16 protein-coding genes and 1 tRNA gene are annotated in these 19,096 nt (G+C 55.1%); 9 read left to right on the forward strand and 8 right to left on the reverse strand.

Features of this window, described 5'->3' with window-relative positions:
• Positions 1-22 precede the first annotated feature (22 nt).
• The 4 genes from A8O25_RS01810 (at position 23) to A8O25_RS23160 (ending at position 3,516) form a co-directional block, all read left to right on the forward strand.
• Entirely contained in the window at positions 23-718 is a 696-nt protein-coding gene (locus A8O25_RS01810; RefSeq protein WP_066829988.1) for a hypothetical protein, read from the forward strand.
• 72 nt (positions 719-790) lie between these two features.
• Positions 791-1,804, forward strand: a complete 1,014-nt coding sequence (locus tag A8O25_RS01815) for a glycosyltransferase family 9 protein (protein ID WP_066829991.1) — start codon at positions 791-793, stop codon at positions 1,802-1,804.
• Positions 1,805-1,876: 72 nt separating this feature from the next.
• Positions 1,877-2,125 (forward strand): glutaredoxin family protein, encoded by a 249-nt coding sequence (locus A8O25_RS01820; protein ID WP_066829994.1) that lies wholly within the window; start codon positions 1,877-1,879, stop codon positions 2,123-2,125.
• A gap of 1,238 nt (positions 2,126-3,363) precedes the next feature.
• Positions 3,364-3,516, forward strand: a complete 153-nt coding sequence (locus A8O25_RS23160) for a hypothetical protein (protein WP_161947679.1) — start codon at positions 3,364-3,366, stop codon at positions 3,514-3,516.
• A 153-nt stretch (positions 3,517-3,669) separates the two neighbouring features.
• Here the strand turns inward: A8O25_RS23160 and A8O25_RS01825 are convergent, their stop codons facing one another.
• The gene (locus A8O25_RS01825) at positions 3,670-4,164 is read right to left on the reverse strand and encodes a CinA family protein (protein WP_066830000.1); all 495 of its coding nucleotides are present in this window, start codon (positions 4,162-4,164) and stop codon (positions 3,670-3,672) included.
• A gap of 164 nt (positions 4,165-4,328) precedes the next feature.
• Between A8O25_RS01825 and A8O25_RS01830 the strand changes: the two genes are divergently transcribed.
• The 5 genes from A8O25_RS01830 to A8O25_RS01850 all read left to right on the forward strand — a co-directional run bounded on the left by A8O25_RS01830 (position 4,329) and on the right by A8O25_RS01850 (position 8,632).
• Positions 4,329-5,054: a phosphatase PAP2 family protein gene (locus A8O25_RS01830; RefSeq protein ID WP_066830004.1), complete on the forward strand. Its 726-nt coding sequence runs from the start codon at positions 4,329-4,331 to the stop codon at positions 5,052-5,054.
• Between the two features lie 94 nt (positions 5,055-5,148).
• Positions 5,149-5,230, forward strand: a tRNA-Leu gene (locus A8O25_RS01835).
• An 88-nt stretch (positions 5,231-5,318) separates the two neighbouring features.
• Positions 5,319-6,041, forward strand: a complete 723-nt coding sequence (locus tag A8O25_RS01840) for a phosphatase PAP2 family protein (RefSeq protein ID WP_066830006.1) — start codon at positions 5,319-5,321, stop codon at positions 6,039-6,041.
• A gap of 246 nt (positions 6,042-6,287) precedes the next feature.
• Positions 6,288-7,481: an enoyl-ACP reductase FabV gene (fabV, locus tag A8O25_RS01845; RefSeq protein ID WP_066830295.1), complete on the forward strand. Its 1,194-nt coding sequence runs from the start codon at positions 6,288-6,290 to the stop codon at positions 7,479-7,481.
• 314 nt (positions 7,482-7,795) lie between these two features.
• On the forward strand, positions 7,796-8,632 hold the full coding sequence (locus tag A8O25_RS01850; RefSeq protein ID WP_066830009.1) for a hypothetical protein: 837 nt from the start codon (positions 7,796-7,798) through the stop codon (positions 8,630-8,632).
• A 14-nt stretch (positions 8,633-8,646) separates the two neighbouring features.
• Here A8O25_RS01850 and A8O25_RS01855 read toward each other — a convergent pair whose 3' ends face one another.
• From A8O25_RS01855 to A8O25_RS01885, 7 genes are all read right to left on the reverse strand, one after another.
• Positions 8,647-9,087 carry an O-acetyl-ADP-ribose deacetylase gene (locus A8O25_RS01855; protein WP_338152721.1) on the reverse strand — a complete coding sequence of 147 codons (441 nt, stop codon included), beginning with the start codon at positions 9,085-9,087 and terminating at the stop codon, positions 8,647-8,649.
• Between the two features lie 599 nt (positions 9,088-9,686).
• On the reverse strand, positions 9,687-12,050 hold the full coding sequence (locus A8O25_RS01860) for a GAF domain-containing protein (protein ID WP_066830011.1): 2,364 nt from the start codon (positions 12,048-12,050) through the stop codon (positions 9,687-9,689).
• Between the two features lie 299 nt (positions 12,051-12,349).
• On the reverse strand, positions 12,350-13,042 hold the full coding sequence (locus tag A8O25_RS01865; RefSeq protein ID WP_066830015.1) for a hypothetical protein: 693 nt from the start codon (positions 13,040-13,042) through the stop codon (positions 12,350-12,352).
• A 466-nt stretch (positions 13,043-13,508) separates the two neighbouring features.
• Positions 13,509-15,500 carry a type I pullulanase gene (gene pulA / locus A8O25_RS01870; protein ID WP_066830018.1) on the reverse strand — a complete coding sequence of 664 codons (1,992 nt, stop codon included), beginning with the start codon at positions 15,498-15,500 and terminating at the stop codon, positions 13,509-13,511.
• Between the two features lie 71 nt (positions 15,501-15,571).
• On the reverse strand, positions 15,572-16,726 hold the full coding sequence (locus A8O25_RS01875) for an MFS transporter (protein WP_066830023.1): 1,155 nt from the start codon (positions 16,724-16,726) through the stop codon (positions 15,572-15,574).
• Positions 16,727-16,907: 181 nt separating this feature from the next.
• Positions 16,908-17,474 carry a thioredoxin family protein gene (locus A8O25_RS01880; protein ID WP_066830026.1) on the reverse strand — a complete coding sequence of 189 codons (567 nt, stop codon included), beginning with the start codon at positions 17,472-17,474 and terminating at the stop codon, positions 16,908-16,910.
• A gap of 129 nt (positions 17,475-17,603) precedes the next feature.
• Positions 17,604-18,983 (reverse strand): dicarboxylate/amino acid:cation symporter, encoded by a 1,380-nt coding sequence (locus tag A8O25_RS01885; RefSeq protein WP_066830298.1) that lies wholly within the window; start codon positions 18,981-18,983, stop codon positions 17,604-17,606.
• Positions 18,984-19,096: the final 113 nt, after the last annotated feature.

Consider the following 19,096-nt stretch of genomic DNA (forward strand, 5'->3'; position numbering starts at 1 on the left):
TCTCCCAGACCTGCGAGCGTCTGTGCCTAAGACGGTTCTTTATGGAAAAAGAGCAGAGAGTGCATCTGGAAAGGGAGCAGAAGGTTATATTAAAAATCTTATGAAGAAAGCGATACAACTACACTTGATCCTGGTCTTACTATTGGTGACTGTGGAACGCGCCAATGCCTGTAGTTGCTTATCTAAGAGTGAAAAGAATTGGTTAACCATTGCTAAGAGCCAGCTAGGAACTTATTCAGATATAATACTTGGGGAGGTAGTGTCTTCAGATAATGACATCTACTCAATTGTTGTTTTAGATACTTTCAGAGGGAATGCGGAAGTATATGACACCGTAACCATTGAAGTCAATAAATATTGTTGGGTTGAATTTGAGCCTGGATTAGGTGTTTTTTACGGAGAATTGAATAAAGAAGGAATAATAGAAGTGAGTGAATGCAGCATTTCCAGAAATCTAAGCTTCTTGTCAGGAGCTTATCCTTCCTTAGAATTAGAAAGCGCCATAGGCAAACCTGTTGACCTTGAAAAAGAAGAACTGAAACGCCAATCGCTTCTCCTCAAAAACTGGATACTAGAATACGCTCTCCTCAACGCCTACCGGAACAGCCACCCAAAGCAACCGCAGCCGCAAACACCAAACAAAGACTACCTTTCCTACCTCGCGGTAGCGCTTTCCATCATAGCTGTTTTGGCGGTGTTTTTCAGAAAACAGCGCTAAAACGCAAGTGCTACAACGCTGGGAAACTCCCGCCAAGACCCGTACCTTTGCCGAAGGTCAACCGCAGTCAGTTTGAAAAAAATCCTCATTATCCGGTTCTCGTCCATTGGCGACATTGTGCTGACCACCCCGGTCATCAGGTGTGTGAAGCAGCAGGTGCCCGGCGCCGAGGTGCATTTCTGTACCAAAGCCGCCTTCCGCAGTCTTGTGGCCAGCAACCCGTACGTAGACAAGGTGTTCTGCCTGGAGAAATCGCTCTCTGACCTGCTGCAGCAACTCAAGGCCGAGGACTATGACCTGGTGCTGGACCTGCACAATAACCTGAGAACCCGTATTTTGAAAGCCCGCTTGGGGCGTCCCACCCGAAGTTTCAACAAACTCAACTACCGCAAATGGCTGCTGGTCAAGTTCAAGGTGAACCGCATGCCCAAGGTGCACATTGTAGACCGCTACCTGGAGACGGCGGCCCCCCTGGGTGTGCAGAACGACGGGCAGGGGCTGGATTATTTCATTCCGTCTAAAGACGAAGTAGATCTTTCAACGCTCCCAGAGACCCACCAGAACGGCTACTACGCCCTGGCCATTGGCGCGCAGCACTACACCAAACGCCTGCCCATTGACCGGCTTATTGAGCTCTGCGAGAAAATAAACGCCCCCGTGGTGCTCCTGGGCGGAAAAGAAGACACAGACGTGGCCAACATGATGGAGATGTATTTCCAGACCGAGCCGTTCCTGAGCAAGAAAGCCGATCACCCGCGCCTGGCCATTTACAATGCCTGCGGTAAATACAACCTCAACGGCTCAGCCTCACTGGTGCGGCAGGCCACCGCTGTTTTCAGCCATGACACCGGTTTGATGCACATAGCCGCCGCGTTCCAGAAGAAAATCTACAGTATCTGGGGAAACACGGTGCCCGAATTTGGGATGTACCCCTACACCTCAGATTTTGAAGTGCTGGAAGTAAAGAACCTCTATTGCCGCCCGTGCTCCAAGATTGGCTACTCCAAATGCCCGCAGAAACACTTCCGGTGCATGCGCGAAATCAAATTTGACTTCACCTTGCCGGTGGCGGGGCAGAAAGCGTAGCCAGCAGTAGGTGCGTTTTTGGCCTGTTTTTCTGAAAACACGTAAAAAACGCCAGACCAACTTTCAACTGCTATGGCGGCTATTCCCCTTCTTTACGGCGCTGACTGGTGCCAAAAGACCATTGCCATTCAAAGCTACTTCCAGGAACATGGCGTGGCCTATGACTACCTCAATGTAGAGCAGAGCGAGGAGGCCATGCAGGCCATCAAAGAAATGAACCGCGGCAAAGTCCGGTTTCCCATGGTGGTGGTAGGGGAGCAGCCGCCCATGAAAAATCCCTCACCAGAGGAACTGGCTGCCGCCTTGGCACAGAATCCCTAATCTCTGTTTTATCACTAATTTCAGAAAAACAGGCCGGAAACGCAAACGGCGGAGTTCCTTCTCCCCCGGGGAGAAGGCCAGGATGAGGGTGGTGCAATTGGTAAGAAGCAGGATTTACAGGATTAGGTAAATTATCAGGATTGGGATAGCTGTTGGCAAAGACGCACACAGGTCCTCCGGACGCTACGAGGTCTTTGAAGAACGGCTGATTGCTTAGTGATTAATGTCTAAATAAGCGCTGGCGCGGGCTTGCAGCTCGTGCCCTCGTGTGTCTCCAGATTGACTGGGAACTGTGATAAGATAGCAATGTGCAGAACCCATCCCAACCTCTCTGAGGAGGGTAGGGCCGTTACCTTCTAAAAATAGAGCTGGTTCAAGTTTCCGAATTGGTCCTGAAATGAGCTTAAGTTTGCAACTCCAGTGAGCCGAGAGGCTCAAAACCCACAGTAATGGCAATGCCTTCCAGAAGGAAAACAAACTATTGGAATAGAACTTAACAGCAATGCTCCGAGGAGGGGAGTATCTGCAATGCGTTTTCAGCAGGTGTCAACATTCCCCTTCGCCCCCTTCAAAGGGGGAGTATTGGAGTGAGTCCTGAGTTCTGAGTCTTGAGTCCTTTCATTTTTTCCTTACGCAAATCAGCACGAATGAAGCAGCAATGCCTGGTCTCGCAGCCGTGCCGCGAGGGCAGCCAGAGACCGCCCGTCATCAGTAGGCACGCGTCTGGAGACTCGCGCCAGCGCGTGAGTATCAGCTGGCGTTAGAAGGCACGGAAGTAACTTCCGCGCCATAGGGGGGCAGAAGCGGGAGCTATAGAGGGCAGAGGTCATGTGAGGCTGCCGCCTCATGGAAGCTGAAAGCTTCCGCCACCACTGGTCCAGGTTGGAAACCTGAACCAGAGAAAGCGGCAAACAAGCAGCAATAAGTAAGCAAAGAAACAACAATGAACAATCAACACTTCTACTGGTGGCACCTCTGATAATTAGCACTTCTGCCCCTGGCAGATGTGCGCAGCACGGGCTCGCCTCAGGCTAGCGGAATAGCAACAGTTGCCTGCAAACAGATTACAACTAGAAAAGCAGCTAAAGCAAAGGAACAGAAACCAGTCCTGGGGGTGAGCGCCTCTGTTAATACGGTGCCGCTTCAGCGGCAAGGCCGGAGGGCCTAATTTTAACAGCAGTGCGAACCGCCAGGACGGGGCCCCGCGGCCGTGAGCGCTTACCGGAAAAGATGAAACAATGCAGCTACTAAACCACCGCGTCAAACGCCAAAGCCAGGGGAAACAGCAGACCACGCATTGCAGCAACGGCAACCAGCAGAACAAAGAATCCTTGAACCGCGCAGGGCAACAAACCACCGCCAAGGAAGCCGTAGACCTCGCATTTCAGTAGCAACACAGCAGGGTTCATCAACCCACGCATTTCAGCGGCAGCAATGGCCAGTCACCAAGCCCAGGCAGCAACAGCAGCATGCAGCAAAGCCAAACGGCTGTCAACAGCACCCGGCAATGCTACCCTCACCAACCCAACAATAAACAACCCTGCTCAGGCATGCTGAAAATGACGTTCTGCCGTCTCCTCCAGTTTGGAGAAGATAAAATCAATGGTTTGCTCGCGCATTTTCCGGGCATCGCCTTTAAAGATCACGCGGTACTCCTCCACCTTCTCTTTAAAGAAAATAGAGACAAAGACAGTGCCCACGGGTTTTTCCGGGTTTTCAGAGCCGCCTGCGCCGTACAGGCCGGTCACGGCAACGCAGACGTCTGCGTGCAGGAGCTTGTGCAGGCCCAGGACCATCTCATTGGTGACTTGCTGGCTCTCGGCGGAGTATAGCTTCAGGCTCTCGTTCTTCACGCCCAGCACTTTGTTTTTAGCGTGGGCGCTGTACGTGACCATGCTCCCCAGGAACACATCTGTGGTGCCGGTGGCTTCACTGATGGCCGCGGCCAGGCTGCCCGCGGTGCAGCTTTCAGCAAACGCCACGGTGAGGCTTTTGTCTTTGAGTTTAAAAATGAGCTGGGAAATGTCTTCGGTCTTCATAGCGGTAGGGTGGCCATAAGGGCTATTACTCTTTTGGGGGCGATGGGGTTGTGGCAACAGCCCGGCGCCAACACCTGGAGAAAGTACTACGTACAGTACAGGAAGTTTCTGTTTTGCGCCTGTTTTTTCCAAAACAGCGCAAAACAGAAAAGACAACTGGAGCTATGAAAAAAGCAATAAGGAAAATGGTGGCCTCTACGGCCCTGTTCACGGTAGAGCTGGTGGTGATCTGGAGCGTATTCCTGCTGTGCCTGGTGCTCTTCTTCTGGCTGGGCCATGAGGTGCTGCCGGGGCGGGAGCTGGGTTTTGACAGCAGGGCCTTTGCCTGGGCAGATGAGCGGGCCAACCCCGGCCTCACCGAATTCATCAAAGGCATAACGTTTCTGGCCTCGCGCAATTTTATCACGGGGGCGGGGCTCATGCTGATCGGGTATTTTCTGTTTGTGAAGAAGCACAAGTGGTACTCCCTCAAAGTGCCGGTGATTGCGGTGGGCAGCATCTCGCTGAACCTGCTGCTCAAGTACCTGTTCAACCGGCCGCGGCCGTTCATTCCGCACCTGGTAGATTCATACGGGTTGAGTTTCCCCAGCGGGCACGCCATGATCAGCGCCTCGTTCTATGGGCTGTTGATTTATCTGGTCTGGAAGAACGTGGAGGTGGCGGCGTGGCGGTACCTGCTGGTGATCCTGCTCTCGCTGCTGATCCTGTTCATTGGCTTTAGCCGGGTCTACCTGCACGTACACTACGCCACAGATGTGATTGCGGGGCTGGCCGCCGGTCTGGGCTGGGTGATTCTGGCTGTCTTCCTGCTCAACCGCATGGAGAAATTCTCTAAGCGCAACCTGAACCCGGTGGTAAAAGAGGGGCTCCCCACCTCGTCTGCCCCGTAGGCAAAAAAAAATATTTCACTTTTTAACGCCTTGGGTATTGACCGAAATAAAAAAGCTAGTATTTTTGTGCTCCCAATAACCAAAAGGGAACGTTGCGCTGGTGGCGAAATTGGTAGACGCACTGTCTTCAGGTGGCAGCGCTTTCGGGCGTGGGAGTTCGACTCTCCCCCAGCGCACTAAAGCCGGTCTCAGAAATGAGACCGGCTTTTTTGGTTTGAATCCTTCCCGCCTGCCTCTTGCGTACAACCCCAGAAAAACGGATGTATGCTCACCAGAGGTCAACGCATTCTTCAGAAGATAGCTGCTTCGCTGGCCGTAGTCACCGCCCAGGTGGCGGTGGCGTGGCTGGTGTTTGTGGGGTCGGCGCTGCTGTTTTTCTGGATGGCCACAGAGGTCTTTGTGGAGCAGGAGAAGGACCTGGACCAGGCGGCCTTTGCGCTGGCCGGTGACATCACTACGCCAGAGACCACCTCGTTCATGTATTTTGTGACCTTCTTCGGGTCTAAGAACTTTCTCATTTACGGGTCACTGGGGCTGGCGCTGCTGTTTCTCCTGTTTCAGCGGTGGCGGTTCTACTCCCTCAAAGTGGTGGCCATCTCAGCCACCACCACCCTTTTCAACCAGACCATGAAATGGCTTTTTAACCGGCCCCGGCCAGAGACCGCGTTTCTGGAGCAGAGCGGCAACAGTTTCCCCAGCGGGCACGCCATGATTGGCGGCGCGTTCTGGGGGCTCCTGGTGTACCTCATCTGGACCAACGTGCGGCAGAAATGGCTGCGGTGGCTCCTGAGTGGCCTGCTGGTCTGCTGGATCCTCCTCATCGGCTTTAGCCGCGTGTACCTCAACGTGCACTATGCCTCAGACGTGCTGGCGGGGTGGGGGGCAGGGCTGTTCTGGCTCATGATTGCCCTGTTCCTGCTCAAGCGCCTGCAGCAGCGCGCGGGCCCCAACGTAAAGCAGCAGGTGGAGCAGAACGTGGGGGAATAACCTTGGGTGAGCCCTCTTGGTTTGCGTTTTAGACCTGTTTTTGGGAAAACAGCCCCAAAACAGGCACCGCCCGGGGCTACGGCCCATCTTCCTGAACCAGACAATCTCTCCCGCCCTGGGGGACCCGGGGAGGCGAAGCCGTGCGCTAAAACTGGCAGATTGGTGGGTTTTATCAAGAAAATTGGCAAATTTACATCTTCAATTGTCCAGATTAGTGAACCAGATTCATCTGCCAAAGAACATACTATGATCATAACGCCCAGAGTACGCGGCTTTATCTGCCTTACTTCGCACCCAGAGGGCTGCGAGCAGAACGTGGTAAACCAGATTAACTATGTGAAATCAAAAGGCGCCATTGACGGTCCTAAGAAGGTGCTGGTGATTGGCGCCTCCACCGGCTTTGGGCTGGCCTCCCGCATCACCGCCGCCTTTGGGTCAAACGCCGCCACCATTGGGGTGTACTTTGAAAAGCCTTCGGCCGAAGGCAAGCCCGGCTCCCCCGGCTGGTACAACACCGCCGCCTTTGAGAAACACGCCCAGGCCGCCGGTCTGTACGCCAAGAGCATCAACGGTGACGCCTTCTCTGATGAGATCAAGCGCAAGACCCTAGACCTGATCAAAGCTGACCTGGGCCAGGTAGACCTGGTGGTGTACAGCCTGGCCTCCCCGCGCAGAACCAACCCCAAAACCGGTGTAACGCACAACTCAGTGTTGAAGCCCATTGGCCAGACCTTCTCCAACAAAACCGTTGACTTTCATACCGGCAACGTGACAGAGGTCTCTATCTCCCCGGCCAACGACGAAGACATTGCCAACACCGTGGCCGTGATGGGCGGTGAAGACTGGGAAATGTGGATGGACGCCCTCAAAGCTGAAAACCTACTGGCCGAAGGGGCCACCACCGTGGCGTATTCTTACATAGGCCCCGCCCTGACCGAGCCGGTGTACCGCAAAGGCACCATTGGCCGCGCCAAAGACCATCTGGAGGCCACCGCCTTCTCTATTGCTGATAAACTGAAAGACCTCCACGGAAGGGCCTTCGTGTCAGTGAACAAGGCGCTGGTGACACAGGCCAGCTCGGCTATTCCGGTGATTCCGCTCTACATCTCGTTGCTGTACAAGGTAATGAAAGCCAAAGGTATTCATGAGGGCACCATTGAGCAGATCCAGCGCCTGTACCAGGAGCGCCTCTACACCGGCGGCGAGGTGCCGGTAGACGAGAAAGGCCGCATCAGGGTGGACGACTGGGAAATGCGGGATGACGTGCAAGCCGAAGTAGCCGCCCTCTGGGAGCAGGCCACCACTGAGAACCTGCAGGAGATTGGCGACCTGGCCGGCTACCGCACTGATTTCTTCCACCTGTTCGGGTTTGAGGTAGACGGCGTGGATTACGAGAAAGACGTGAATGAAGTAGTAGAGGTGCCCGGTCTGGTAAGCTAACTTCAACTCCCTGTACTTCCTGTTTTTGGCCTGTTTTTCAGAAACTAGCCCAAAAACAGAAACTTAAATCCTGTTGGCATGGGCGCTTGCCTTGGCCAACAGGATTCTTTTTTCCCTTTGAACCTGGTTGGTTTGTTCCTTTTCCCTGCCTGGCAACAGTTTTCCTGACGAAAACATCTGCTTGCGCCGCCGTTTTGGAGCTGTTTTTTGAAAAACAGCCCGAAAACGGAAGCCTCAATAGACGTAAGCAGTAGCGGGTGCCAAAGAGAAAACCCTGAGCAGCCTCAGTTTTAGATTCCCTTCCCCTGCTTCACATGAAAAAAATGATTGCTTTTGCCTTCGCCCTGCTGCTGGCGGCCGTTGGTAGCCATGCGCAGCGCAAGCAGACAGAAATTGTGGTGATTGGCAATATTCACCAGGCCGTGCCCAATTACAACGCAGACACCCTGCTCCAGATGTTGGAGCGCATTCGGCCAGACCTTATCCTGCACGAGGTGGATTCCTCGTTCTTCACCAAAGACTTCCGGTTCAAGGCCCCTTCTAAGGAAAACGAGCAGAATGCCTCTGTAAGGTACCTCCAGAAGCACCCCAGAACGCTGCTGCGCCCGTTTGAGTTTGAGGGCCGAAACGAATACCGGCGGGCGCGAGGCATGGTGCCCGCAGATAACCTGACTATTCAACTGCTGAACCGGTTAGACTCTGCCCGTGCGCTCACGCCTGAGCAGCAGGGGCTTCTGACCGCCTACCACGCCCTGACAGACTCTTTGAAAGTACTGGCCGCCCAATCACCCCGGCATTTTAACAACCCCGCCACAGATGCCCTGGCCAGGAGGCGGCAGGATCTGCAGCACAAGGGGCTAACCCGCATAACCAATGCCAGGGACGAGTTTGCCACTGCCTTTTTGACCAAGCCCAACGGGGAGCAGATCAGCTACCGTGAAGGCTACCAGCTCTGGGCTGATTTCTGGGACCTCCGCAACCAGACCATGGCCAGAAACATTTTGCGCATGGCTGAGAAGTTTCCCGGCAAACGGGTGGTGGTGCTTACCGGTTTTCTGCACCGGTATTATCTGCTGAGTGAGCTCCAGAAACTGACGGCAGGCAAGAACATCCAGATCAGGGAGTTCTATGACTATCAGCACCGCAATTAAGCACAGCTAAGTCTTTACGGGTGCAGGAGTTGCTCATACAGCCGCAGGTTCTCAGCATCAAACACCACAAACGTCACCTGCTCCGGCAGTTCATGCTCCCCCAGAAAACCCAGCACCGTGTGCACGGCCACCTGTGCCGCCTGGTCTTTGGGGTACCCGTACACACCCGTGCTGATGTTGGGGAACGCCACCGTTTTCAGGCCGTGGGCCCGGGCTAACGCGAGGGAGTTGCGGTAGCAGCTGGCCAGCAGGTCAGGCTCGCCTTGGTGACCGCCGTTCCAGACAGGGCCAACGGTGTGAATCACGTGCTTTGCCGGAAGGTTGCCGCCGGTGGTGATCACGGCTTCGCCGGTTGGGCAGCCGCCTTGCCGGGCCCTAACATAGCGACACTCTTCCAGAATAGCCGGGCCGCCCGCTCTGTGAATGGCCCCGTCAACGCCGCCGCCGCCCAGCAAACTGGAGTTAGCCGCGTTGACAATGGCGTCCGTCTGCCGTTACTTTGGTAATATCACCTTGTATTAACTGGATACGGTTTGGGGTCATGGCGTTTTGGGGCTGTTTTCTGAAAAATAGGTGAAAAACAGGAGGTAGTTGTGGAGGTTATTTAGTAGCTGTTGGTGTAGATGGGTGTCTTGAAAGGAATGAGCTACCTAAGAATGCACGGCACGGGCTAAGTTTGTTTGCTGGCGAGTCCCGGTTGGGAAGCAGGTTCATGTGCACGAGTACTTGCCACTGAAACGGGGTTGCTCCCCCCTATACCTAAGGAAGGGGAAGACTTTGCTGGCGTTTTGGGCCTGTTTTTCAGAAAACAGGCCTAAAACAGGAGGTAGAGCATTACACATTTGCCTGTTGCGTTACAAAACGGTAGCAAATGAACCTGCCTTGGCCGTTTTCATAAGGCCGTAGCACTGCCACGGGGCTCAAGATTGCATGGGCAGAACCGTTCTCTCGTATTTTTTTCGCCAGCTAAACCAAATGTTTAAAGGTTCTCAACCTGCCTAGACAGTAAGGCATCTGCACTTTTTGTGTCCGTCATTCGGCGTGAGCACATTGATTATTCTTCACCTGCGTCTCCGTCTGGGTTGTCACGGTTCAGGTTCACTTCTACCCGCAGCGCTTTGAGGCCGCTCACGCCTTGCAGGTCTTCTACCTCCAGGTTTTCTACGTTCCCTGTCAGGATCCCTTTGTTTTGCAGGTACTCAATGTACTCTGTGTACTCGTTGGCTTCGCGGGCGTGGGAGTAGACAATGGCAATTTTGTAGGGCTGGGTTAGGCGCTCCTCGGTATCGCGCACGTGGGCCTTGTCTACGCGTTTTTTCACTATCTCATAGCGTATGTTGTAGGCGCCGTCTACGTCAAACTTGCGCTCGTCTTGCCTGAACCTGATGGCCAGCGGCTGGCTGTGGATCAGGATCAATTGGGTGGTTTCCAGGGGGACCTTGAGCTTGGGTTTGAGGGCGGCGGTGCGGCGGGTGATTTCGCACATGACCATGAGCTGCCACAGGCGCAGGTTGCGCAGGAACATGAGGTCAAACGGCTGCCGTTCCTCCAGGGAGGCGCCCACGTAGATGTTGAACTCCACGCCATCGGTTTTGAACTTCTCAAAGTAGTGCGGGTACATCTGCTGCGCGTTCAGTTCCTCCTGCTCCACATAGTCTGAGATGGTCTCATTGATGAGGGTAAGGCTCTCTTCAAACGCTTTGCGGCGCTTGTAGAGAATGCCCAGCTCCGGGTCCATGGCTGCGCGGTACGCCTGTATGTGGGGCAGCAGGTCTGGGTGCGTCACCTCCAGAAACTCAAACATGGGTTCTGCCTGGGTCCTGATCAGCTCAAAAATTGTGAGGCCGTCCTGCACCAGAATGCCCTGCTTCAGCTGCTCCAGGTGCCGGGAGACAGAGAACCGCAGTTCATCAATTATGGGCAGCGAGTGCACCTCGGCGGCTTTTTTCAAGATGGCCTCTGCCAGCTGCAGGTGTTCAATCAAATCACCCAGAATAGCGGTGTTGCGCTCTGTGCTGGAGCCGCGCACGTCTGCGGCGGCATAGAGCGGGTACACGTCTGGGAACACAATGGGCTCCATCTCTACGGGGCCGGTGGCGTGGTTCATCTTCTCCAGGAGGTTGAGGGCCGCTTCGCGGAAGCGCCACTCCAGCACAGGGTGAATGGCGGTGAACCGGTCTCTGATCACCGCCTGTACGCGCGCCTCAATCTCCTCTGAGTTTCGGTTTACCGCCACTGAGAACAGCGGCAGGAACTGCTCCATTTTGGAGATGGAGAAATTATCCAGGTCACCGGGGTTGGGTGAGCCTAACTCCAGAATGCCAATGGGGTCATCACCGTAGCGCAACAGGGCCAGCACAATGTTCCGGATGCCCATGCCCAGCATCTCTTCCCGCACGCCGTCTGGCAGCTGCTCGGTTTTTTCCACGTCTTTCACCACCAGCGGGTTGCCGTCGCGCACCAGGCTGTCATAGATGGTTTTGAAGCCCACGTAGCTGCTGCTGCCGGGCTCGCTCTGCAACAGAAAGCTGTGGTTGATCTTGTTCCCGAAGTTGACAAACGCGCTCTTGTTCTTGTGGAACGCCGCCACGCCCAGCTGCAGGTGCGGCCGCTTGAAGTAGATGCGCACCTTCTCCTGCAACTGCTCAAACCTGTCAGCGGCCAACATCACGTCGCGCTCCAGCAGGTCGTTTTTCAGGGAGGAAAGCACTTCCTGCTCGGTTACATCTACCAGGTGCAGCGTGTAAAAGCCGTTGACCTCAAACAGGCGCGGCGGAAGGGCCTCCATCCAGACATCCATGTCTCTGATGTTGTCCAGCAGGTGCTGAATGGCCTCCTCGTCCAGGGGGGGAAGCGGTTCAGTGTTGGTAATGTCCAGGAACTGGGTGTTGATCTCTACGTTGTAGTGGCGGTACAGCCCCAGCTGGTAATCTGGCACGGTGTAGATCAGGAACTCGTCATGCGGCACCTGCACCCCATAGAATTTCTCCAGAATGAGGAAGTACAGCATGCGCACCCGGTTAAAGAGCACGCGCTGCTCGTCAATGTTCAGTGGTCGTTTGAGGTGGTTCTGGTCTGTCAGGATGATCTGCTTGAACAGCTCTGTGTGGTAGATGCTCACATCATACTGGGGCCCCACGGTGCCAATGGCCTCAATCTCCCGGGTGGCCGGCGGGAAAACGGCCGTCATGAGCAAATCTATGATGCACTCATGCTTGTGCAGCGTGGTCAGGTCTTTGATAGGTTCCAGCAGCTCAGGCGCCTCTTTCAGTTGCTTGTTGATTTCCTGGGCGCAGAGCATGAAGCTGCTTCGGCAGCCGTCATGTTGCTGCTGCCAATACCTGATGATAGGCTTAAAGCTAAGGTTGGCCTTGAATGGGAAAGTGGCGACGCTGATGTTGTGTTCTCTGGAGTGCATACAGGGCTTTTAACGCAAAATACCCTTTGCAGATACAGTAAAAGGCCAGCTATCTGGTGGCTGACCTTTGGTGTTCTGTTCAGGAAGAGGAAGAGGCACGCTATTGCTTCAGAAACCGGACAGATTCTGCGCCGTTTGGCGCGGGGAGGCGGTAGTGGTAGACGCCATGTATAAAGTTTCATTGTGTCTACCGGCACCTGATGCCCCCGCTGGTTTGGGTGGTTCCCGGCTCTTCCCTGGCCAGTAGCCCCGGGTGGTTCTTCCTGCTCCAGGCGTACCTTGCCCCGCTTGGGCAGGGGCTATTCCACCACTGACTGGGCTGCCACCGGGGTTGGTCTTTCCTGCAGGTTGCCTGAATTTGTCTCATCAGTGCCTTTGGGTACCAGTTCTTCCAGATAGGTCTCTGTGCTGTTGGGGTCCAGGAGCAGGAAACGGGTGAGAGACCAGTAACTGCGCCGTCTTTCATGGACTAGTGCCCGCTTGGCCAGGGTGGAGTCACCGCCAGTGCCGCGGTACCGGGAGGCAATGGCCTGGAGGTCAGCGTACCATTTCTCCTGCTGCGCTTTCACCTGGGTGGCCACAGCGGTCAGCGCCTTCTGGTTTCTGTTGGCAATGAGGGTTACCTGGCCCATGAGTTGTTGGTAGTGGGCGTGCTGCGCTTTGATTTCTGCTTTGTGCGCCTCAGACAGGGGTTGCCTGGAGGCTTTGCGTTCTTCGCGCACCTTCTGGAAATAGGCCAGTTGCTGCGTACGGTGGTTGGCCACTTCTTCGCGCAGCTGGGCTAGTGTGCGTCTGTCTGCTGCAGAAAGCTGCCTGTCCAGCTCTCTGCGTTTGGCAAGCAGGAAAGTCCCAATAGTCTGCTGGTGGTATTGGGCCAGTTCCTGACGGAGCCCCTGTTGGTCTTGCCGGGGGCGGGTACCGGTTTGAGCACGTACACCCATCTGCCCCTGCAGAATCAGAAAAATAACAAAAATTAAATGCTTCCCGCTCATGGCTGCCTGTCAGTTAAAGAAAAATTGTCTTGAAAAGAGAGTTGCTGCTCAATTGGTTAGGCCTAAGATAGTGATTTTAAGTGAATATGTAAAATAGCCAGTTGTGCGTTAGGTAACGGGGGAAAGCCTTTTCTTGGTCTGTGGGTGCCGTTTTGGGCCTGTTTTGGGAAAAGTAGGTCAGAAACGGCGTGGATGCAGCTCCCTTGTTGGAGCTGCGCGCACATCAGGGGCTTTGGAGCAGGCGGGGTTGCCGAGTGACGGAATGGAAGCCTATTATTCAGGGAGGAAGAAACAGTTGAATGCCCGGCGCCATTGTCATCTGCGCAGGTCTGTACAGACCGTCTCAGGATAATAAAAGACCTCACCTGTTTTCAATACCGGTGAGGTCTACTCTGTTTTAGACCTGTTTTTGCTAAAACAGGACTAAAACGCAAAACTGGCTATAGCTGAGGGGCAGAGGGTAGGACTACCGCTGGAACAGCACCAGCATAGACACCGGAGGAACTGCCAGGTGGCCACTCACCTTGCGGCTGCCGTTCAAGTCAATGGTCTTTCCTTCGGCGGCTACTTCCCAGGTGCCGTCCAGGGTAATCTGGGCGGCATGTTCATGGCCGTTGTAGTAGACCAGAATGTTCTTCCAGGTATCGCCGTGGGCGTGGTCTTTCAGGCGGAAGCCCACCAAGCCTGACCTGGTTTTGAGAAACTCCAGATGCTGGTTCACCTGGGCGGCCGTGGGCATTCTGAAGGCGGGGTGGGCCTGGCGCAGGGCAATGAGCTGCTGGTAATAGGTGAATACATCTTGGTGCTCGGCTTTCCAGTTCCAGTTGATTTGGTTGACGGCGTCTGGTTTGTTGTAGCTGTTGTGCTCGCCGTTCTTGGTACGTAGCATTTCCACGCCTGCATGCAGAAACGGCGTGCCCTGGCCCGTGAGTACAATGGCGTTGGAGAGCAGGTGCATCTTTTTCAGCAGCGCGGGCGAGGCGTCTGGCCGGGAGGCTTTGAGCTTGTCAAACAGCGTCAAGTTGTCATGGCAGGAGACGTAATTCACCGCCTGCCACGGCTCCCGCGCCCAAAACGCTTTGGAGTAGTTCACTCTGCTGATATCCACCTGCGGGAGGGGCACACTCCCTGCCACGCCAAACCTGACAGATTCTTCGGTCCCATGGGCGCCGCTCACAAAGCCGGTGCTCTTGTCATCAAACACTGAGCCTTTAATGGCATCACGCAGGTCATCTGAGAAGGCGGCCACGTGGGCAAGTTGGTGGGTGTTGGCCTTTAGCGCTTTCTGGGCGTCTGGCAGGGGAGAGGCGCCGGCGGTCCAGCCTTCGCCGTAAATGATAAGGTTGGGGTTGATTTTCCTGAGTTCAGCGCTGAGCTGGTGCATGGTTTCCAGGTCATGAATGGCCATAAGGTCAAACCGGAAGCCGTCCAGGTGGTACTCCTTCGCCCAGAATTTGCAGGACTCCACCATGAACTTACGCACCATGGCCCGCTCGCTGGCGGTCTCGTTGCCGCAGGCAGAGGCGTCTGAATATTGGCCATCCGCCGTCTGGCGGTAGTAATAATCAGGCACCTCCAGGTTGAAGTTGGAGCCCTGGGTGAGGCCGGTGTGGTTGTACACCACGTCTAGAATCACGCCCAGCCCACGGTCATGAAAGCCCTTTACCATCTGCTTGAATTCTTTGATGCGCACCTCGGCCCGGTACGGGTCTGAGGAATAAGAGCCTTCGGGCACGTTGTAGTTCTGCGGGTCATAGCCCCAGTTGAACTGCGGTTTGTCCAGCGCCGTCTCGTCAATGGAGCGGTGGTCAAAGGCGGGCAGCAGGTGAATGTGCGTCACGCCCAGTTCTTGCAGGTGGTCAATGCCGGTGGCCTGGCCGTGGCTGTTCCTGGTGCCCGCCTCTACCAAGCCCAGAAATTTGCCGGGCTGGCTGCTGCCGGAGCTGGGGTGGGAGGTAAGGTCGCGCACGTGGGCTTCCCAAATGACCGCGTCATTGGGTGATTTTACTTCTGGCCCTTTGTCCCGGGCCCAGCCCGCAGGGTTGGTAGACGCCATGTCCAGCACCATGGCCCGTTGCCCGTTCACCCCCACGGCGGTGGCGTAAATGCCGGGCGTTTCAGCCAGCCATTTGCCGCCGGTCTTTACCTGAAAGGTGTAGTAAACGCCGTTTAAATCTTTCTGCACGGTGGCCTGCCATAGCCCTTTCTCCCCCTTTTGCAGGGGGAACTTCTGCTTCGGCCTGCCGCCCTGGCCTTTGTCATAGAGGTTCACCAGCACCTGCTCTGCCACCGGCGACCAAAGCCTGAAAGTAGTTTGTTGGGGCGAGTATTCTGTCCAGAGGTTGGCGTCTGTAGGGGTGGGGTACTGCTCAAATTTTTGAGCGTTTACCGGAACATGGAAAGAAAAAGCCATAAGCAAGGCAAGTAAGACACTACAGAAGAACGTACGTTGGCGCATGTGATTGATAGAAGGAATGGTCTCCCGGCAATATCCCTAAATGAAGGAAACTTGAGGAGAGGCGGTTTCGGCTACGCCGATTTAATACGGCTGGACAGCAGCGAAACCGTTACGCCCATCACGGCAATCAAGGCGAAGGAAAGGCGCAAACTGCTCATGCCGGCAATTAGCCCAATAAAAGGCGGGCCCACCAGAAACCCGGCAAACCCAATGGTGGTGACGGCGGCCAGGGCCATGCTGGGGGCCATGGTGGTAGATTTCCCGGCCACGCCGTACACCAGCGGCACCACCGCCGAAACCCCAATGCCCACCAGCAGAAACCCTAGAATAGCCGTAAAAAGTTGAGGGAAAATGACAGAGATTGCCAAACCGATGGCGGTCAGCAAACCGCTTAACTGGAGAACCCGCTTCAAGCCAATTTTGGAGGTTGCCCAGTCAGCTATGAAGCGCGTGGCGGCCATGGTGCACATGAAGGCGGTAAAGCCCGAGGAAACCCAGGCTTTCTCAGCCTGCACCACCTTCTGGAAATACACGCCGCTCCAGTCAAACATGGCGCCCTCACAGATCAGCGAGCAGAACGCAATCAGCCCCAGTCCCATCAGGGCTTTGTCTGGCATCACAAAAAGTGGCTGGCCTTCTGGGGAGGCGGGGTCTTGCACCATGGTATATCTGTACGCCACGGCAATGCCCACCAGTATGATGGCCATGATGACTAAAAAGTGGTACAGCGGCAGAATGTTGGCACCAATCATGAGGGTGCCAAGGGCGGCCCCTACAAACCCGGCCAGGCTCCAGAGGCCGTGAAAAGAGGCCATGATAGATTTCCCGTAAAGGTTCTCTACGCTGACTGCCTGGGTGTTCACGGCAATGTTGGCCATGTTGCTGGCCAACCCGAACAAGAAAAGCAGGACTGTCAGCTGAAAAACACTGCTGACCAACCCCAGGCAGACCAGGATGAGGCTGTACATGACCAGCGCTATGGTGACCACTTTCCGGCTTCCTATTTTAGAGGTCAGCCAGCCTGTGAACGGGAGTGAAAGAATCAAACCCACCGGCAAGGAAAACAAGACACCGCCCAGTTCTGCCTCTGAGAGCTGCAGTTTCTGCTGAATGGTGGGAATGCGGGAGCCCCAACTGGAAAAGCACAGCCCATGGAAAAAGAAAAGGGAGCCCACGGCGGTTCTGCGTACGCGGTTAGAAAACTGGGGATGGGGACTGGAAATCATCAGGAAGAAATAAGCACAAACGTTTCCTCTTACTTATAGCAACACAGCAAGGTTCAAAGTACGCCCAGGGAACTGGCTTTGGCAAGTATCTAAAAAGAAACCCGCAGTCCTGCTGTCAGCACTGCGGGGTAGGGCGGTTTCTGTTTTTGGCCTGTTTTCATGAAAACAGCAAAAACAGAAATTACTTGGTGGCGGTGCTGTCTTTGAGCACGGTGAGCATGTTCATCTCCAGGGTAGGGTAGGCAGTTTCAACTATGCGCCCCAGCTCCTTGCCGTTTTTGTAGAAGATGAAGGTAGGCACGGCGGTGATGTTGAGGGTTTTTTCCTCACCGGTCAGGCCGGTTTTGTCTTCCCGCAGGCTGGTCATCTCTACACGGGAGTAGGGAAAACGGGCGGCATCCAGCACTTTGTAGAACCGCGGTATCTCGCGCTGGCTGTCAAGGCACCAGCTGCCCATGAACACCTTGATGCGCACGCCTTCCAGCTGGGGCTGCAGCTGGTCTATGATCTGCTCGTTGGGCTTGTAGCGCAGGTACATGGGGTGAAACCAGGCACTGTACCGCGGCATCTCAAACGCTACGCGGGTGGTGGTGCCAATCAGGAGGGAGTCATTGCCGGCCTGGGTAGGCTCCTCCCGGTTTTCTTGGGGGTCTAAGCCCGTGTGCGTGGCATCTGTGATGACTGCCTGGCGGGGGGTGGAACAAGCCGCAAAGGCCAACGCCGCAAAAATGAAAAGCACGTAACGCATGATGAATAGATTCTTGGAACTGGAGACTAGAGGTTAGGTTTCATGTCCTGGGCTCCTTGCTTAAGAAGCATACGGGAGAGACAGGTTCCTTTCCTCAAGGTATCTAACGTCTGTTGCGCCAATAAGATTTTATACTGATTCAATGGGCCTTGGCTCGTCCAGGTCTACAAACTCGCCTTCCCAGCGGGCAATCACGGCGGTGGCCAGGCAGTTGCCAATCACGTTCACTGAGGTGCGGGCCATGTCCATGAGTTCGTCAATGCCCAGAATAATAAAGATTGGCTCTACCGGCAAGCCGAAAGACGCCGCCGTTCCCATCAGGATCACCAAAGAGGCGCGCGGCACGCCGGCCACCCCCTTGCTGGTCAGCATGAGCGTGAACACCATGAGCAGCTGCTGCTCCCAGCTTAGGTCAATGCCCGCCGCCTGCGCCACAAACACAGAAGCCAGTGACAGGTACAGAGTGGTGCCGTCCAGGTTGAAGCTGTAGCCCATGGGCATCACAAACGCCACTACCTTGCGCGGCACCCCAATAGACTCCATGGCCTCCATGGCGCGCGGAAGGGCGGCCTCAGAGCTGGTGGTGGCAAAGGCGATAGACACCGGCTCGGCAATCACCTTGGCAAACATTTTCACCGGAATCCGGAAGAACAGCGCCACCGGCAGCAGCACCAGCAGCAGGAACGCCAGCAGGGCTACGTACAGCGTGGCCAGCAGTTTGAAGAGGTTGATGAGAATACTGAAACCCATGTGGCCCACCGTGTAGGCAATGGCCGCACCCACGGCAATGGGGGCAAAGTACATGATGATGTTGGTGAACTTGAACATGGTCTCGGCCAGGCTCTCTGTAACCTCCAGCAGCGGGCGGCGCTTGCGCTCGTTCAGCATGGCCAGCCCAATCCCGAACAGCACACTGAACACCACAATCTGCAGGACCTGCCCTTCGGCAATAGACTTGGCAATGTTCTCCGGGAAAATGTGCAGGATAATGTCCTGCCAGGTCTGCGGCGGCGGGGCCTGAAGCTCACCATGGGCTTCGCCTTTGAGCACAATCCCGTCGCCGGCACGGCTAATGTTGATGGCGGCCAGACCAATGAACAGTGCAATGGTGGTCACCACCTCAAAGTAAATAAGGGCTTTCCCTCCCATTTTGCCCACCTGCTTCAGGTTAGAGTGGCCGGCAATGCCTACCACCAGCGTGGCGAAGATGAGCGGCGCAATGATGGTCTTCACCAGCTTGAGGAAGATCTTGCTCAGCACGTTCAGGTTCTGGGCGAAATCAGGGAAACTGTACCCAATCTCGGCACCAATGACCATGCTGACCAGAATCCAGGTGGTGAGGCTTTTCTTACGCACGGCAAAAAGGCACAACACGGCAATGCCAATCCAGCGCATGGCGGCCAGTGCCAGCTCAGGCAGGGCCACTACGCCGTAGTTGTGCATGACGGTAAGAACAGCCGCAATTGAAATGATGACAAATGCCACCAGGGCAAGTGAAGATTTTTTCATAAACAGAGTACTGTCAACGCACTTGCACAGGCAGAGGGCGCCATTGGGTTTGGAGTTATAAAGGGTGTGGGCAGGCTCAGATTGCCACGGCAACTGACAAATATAAGGTATTT

This window comes from Rufibacter ruber (genome assembly GCF_001647275.1).
Taxonomy (GTDB): domain Bacteria; phylum Bacteroidota; class Bacteroidia; order Cytophagales; family Hymenobacteraceae; genus Nibribacter; species Nibribacter ruber_C.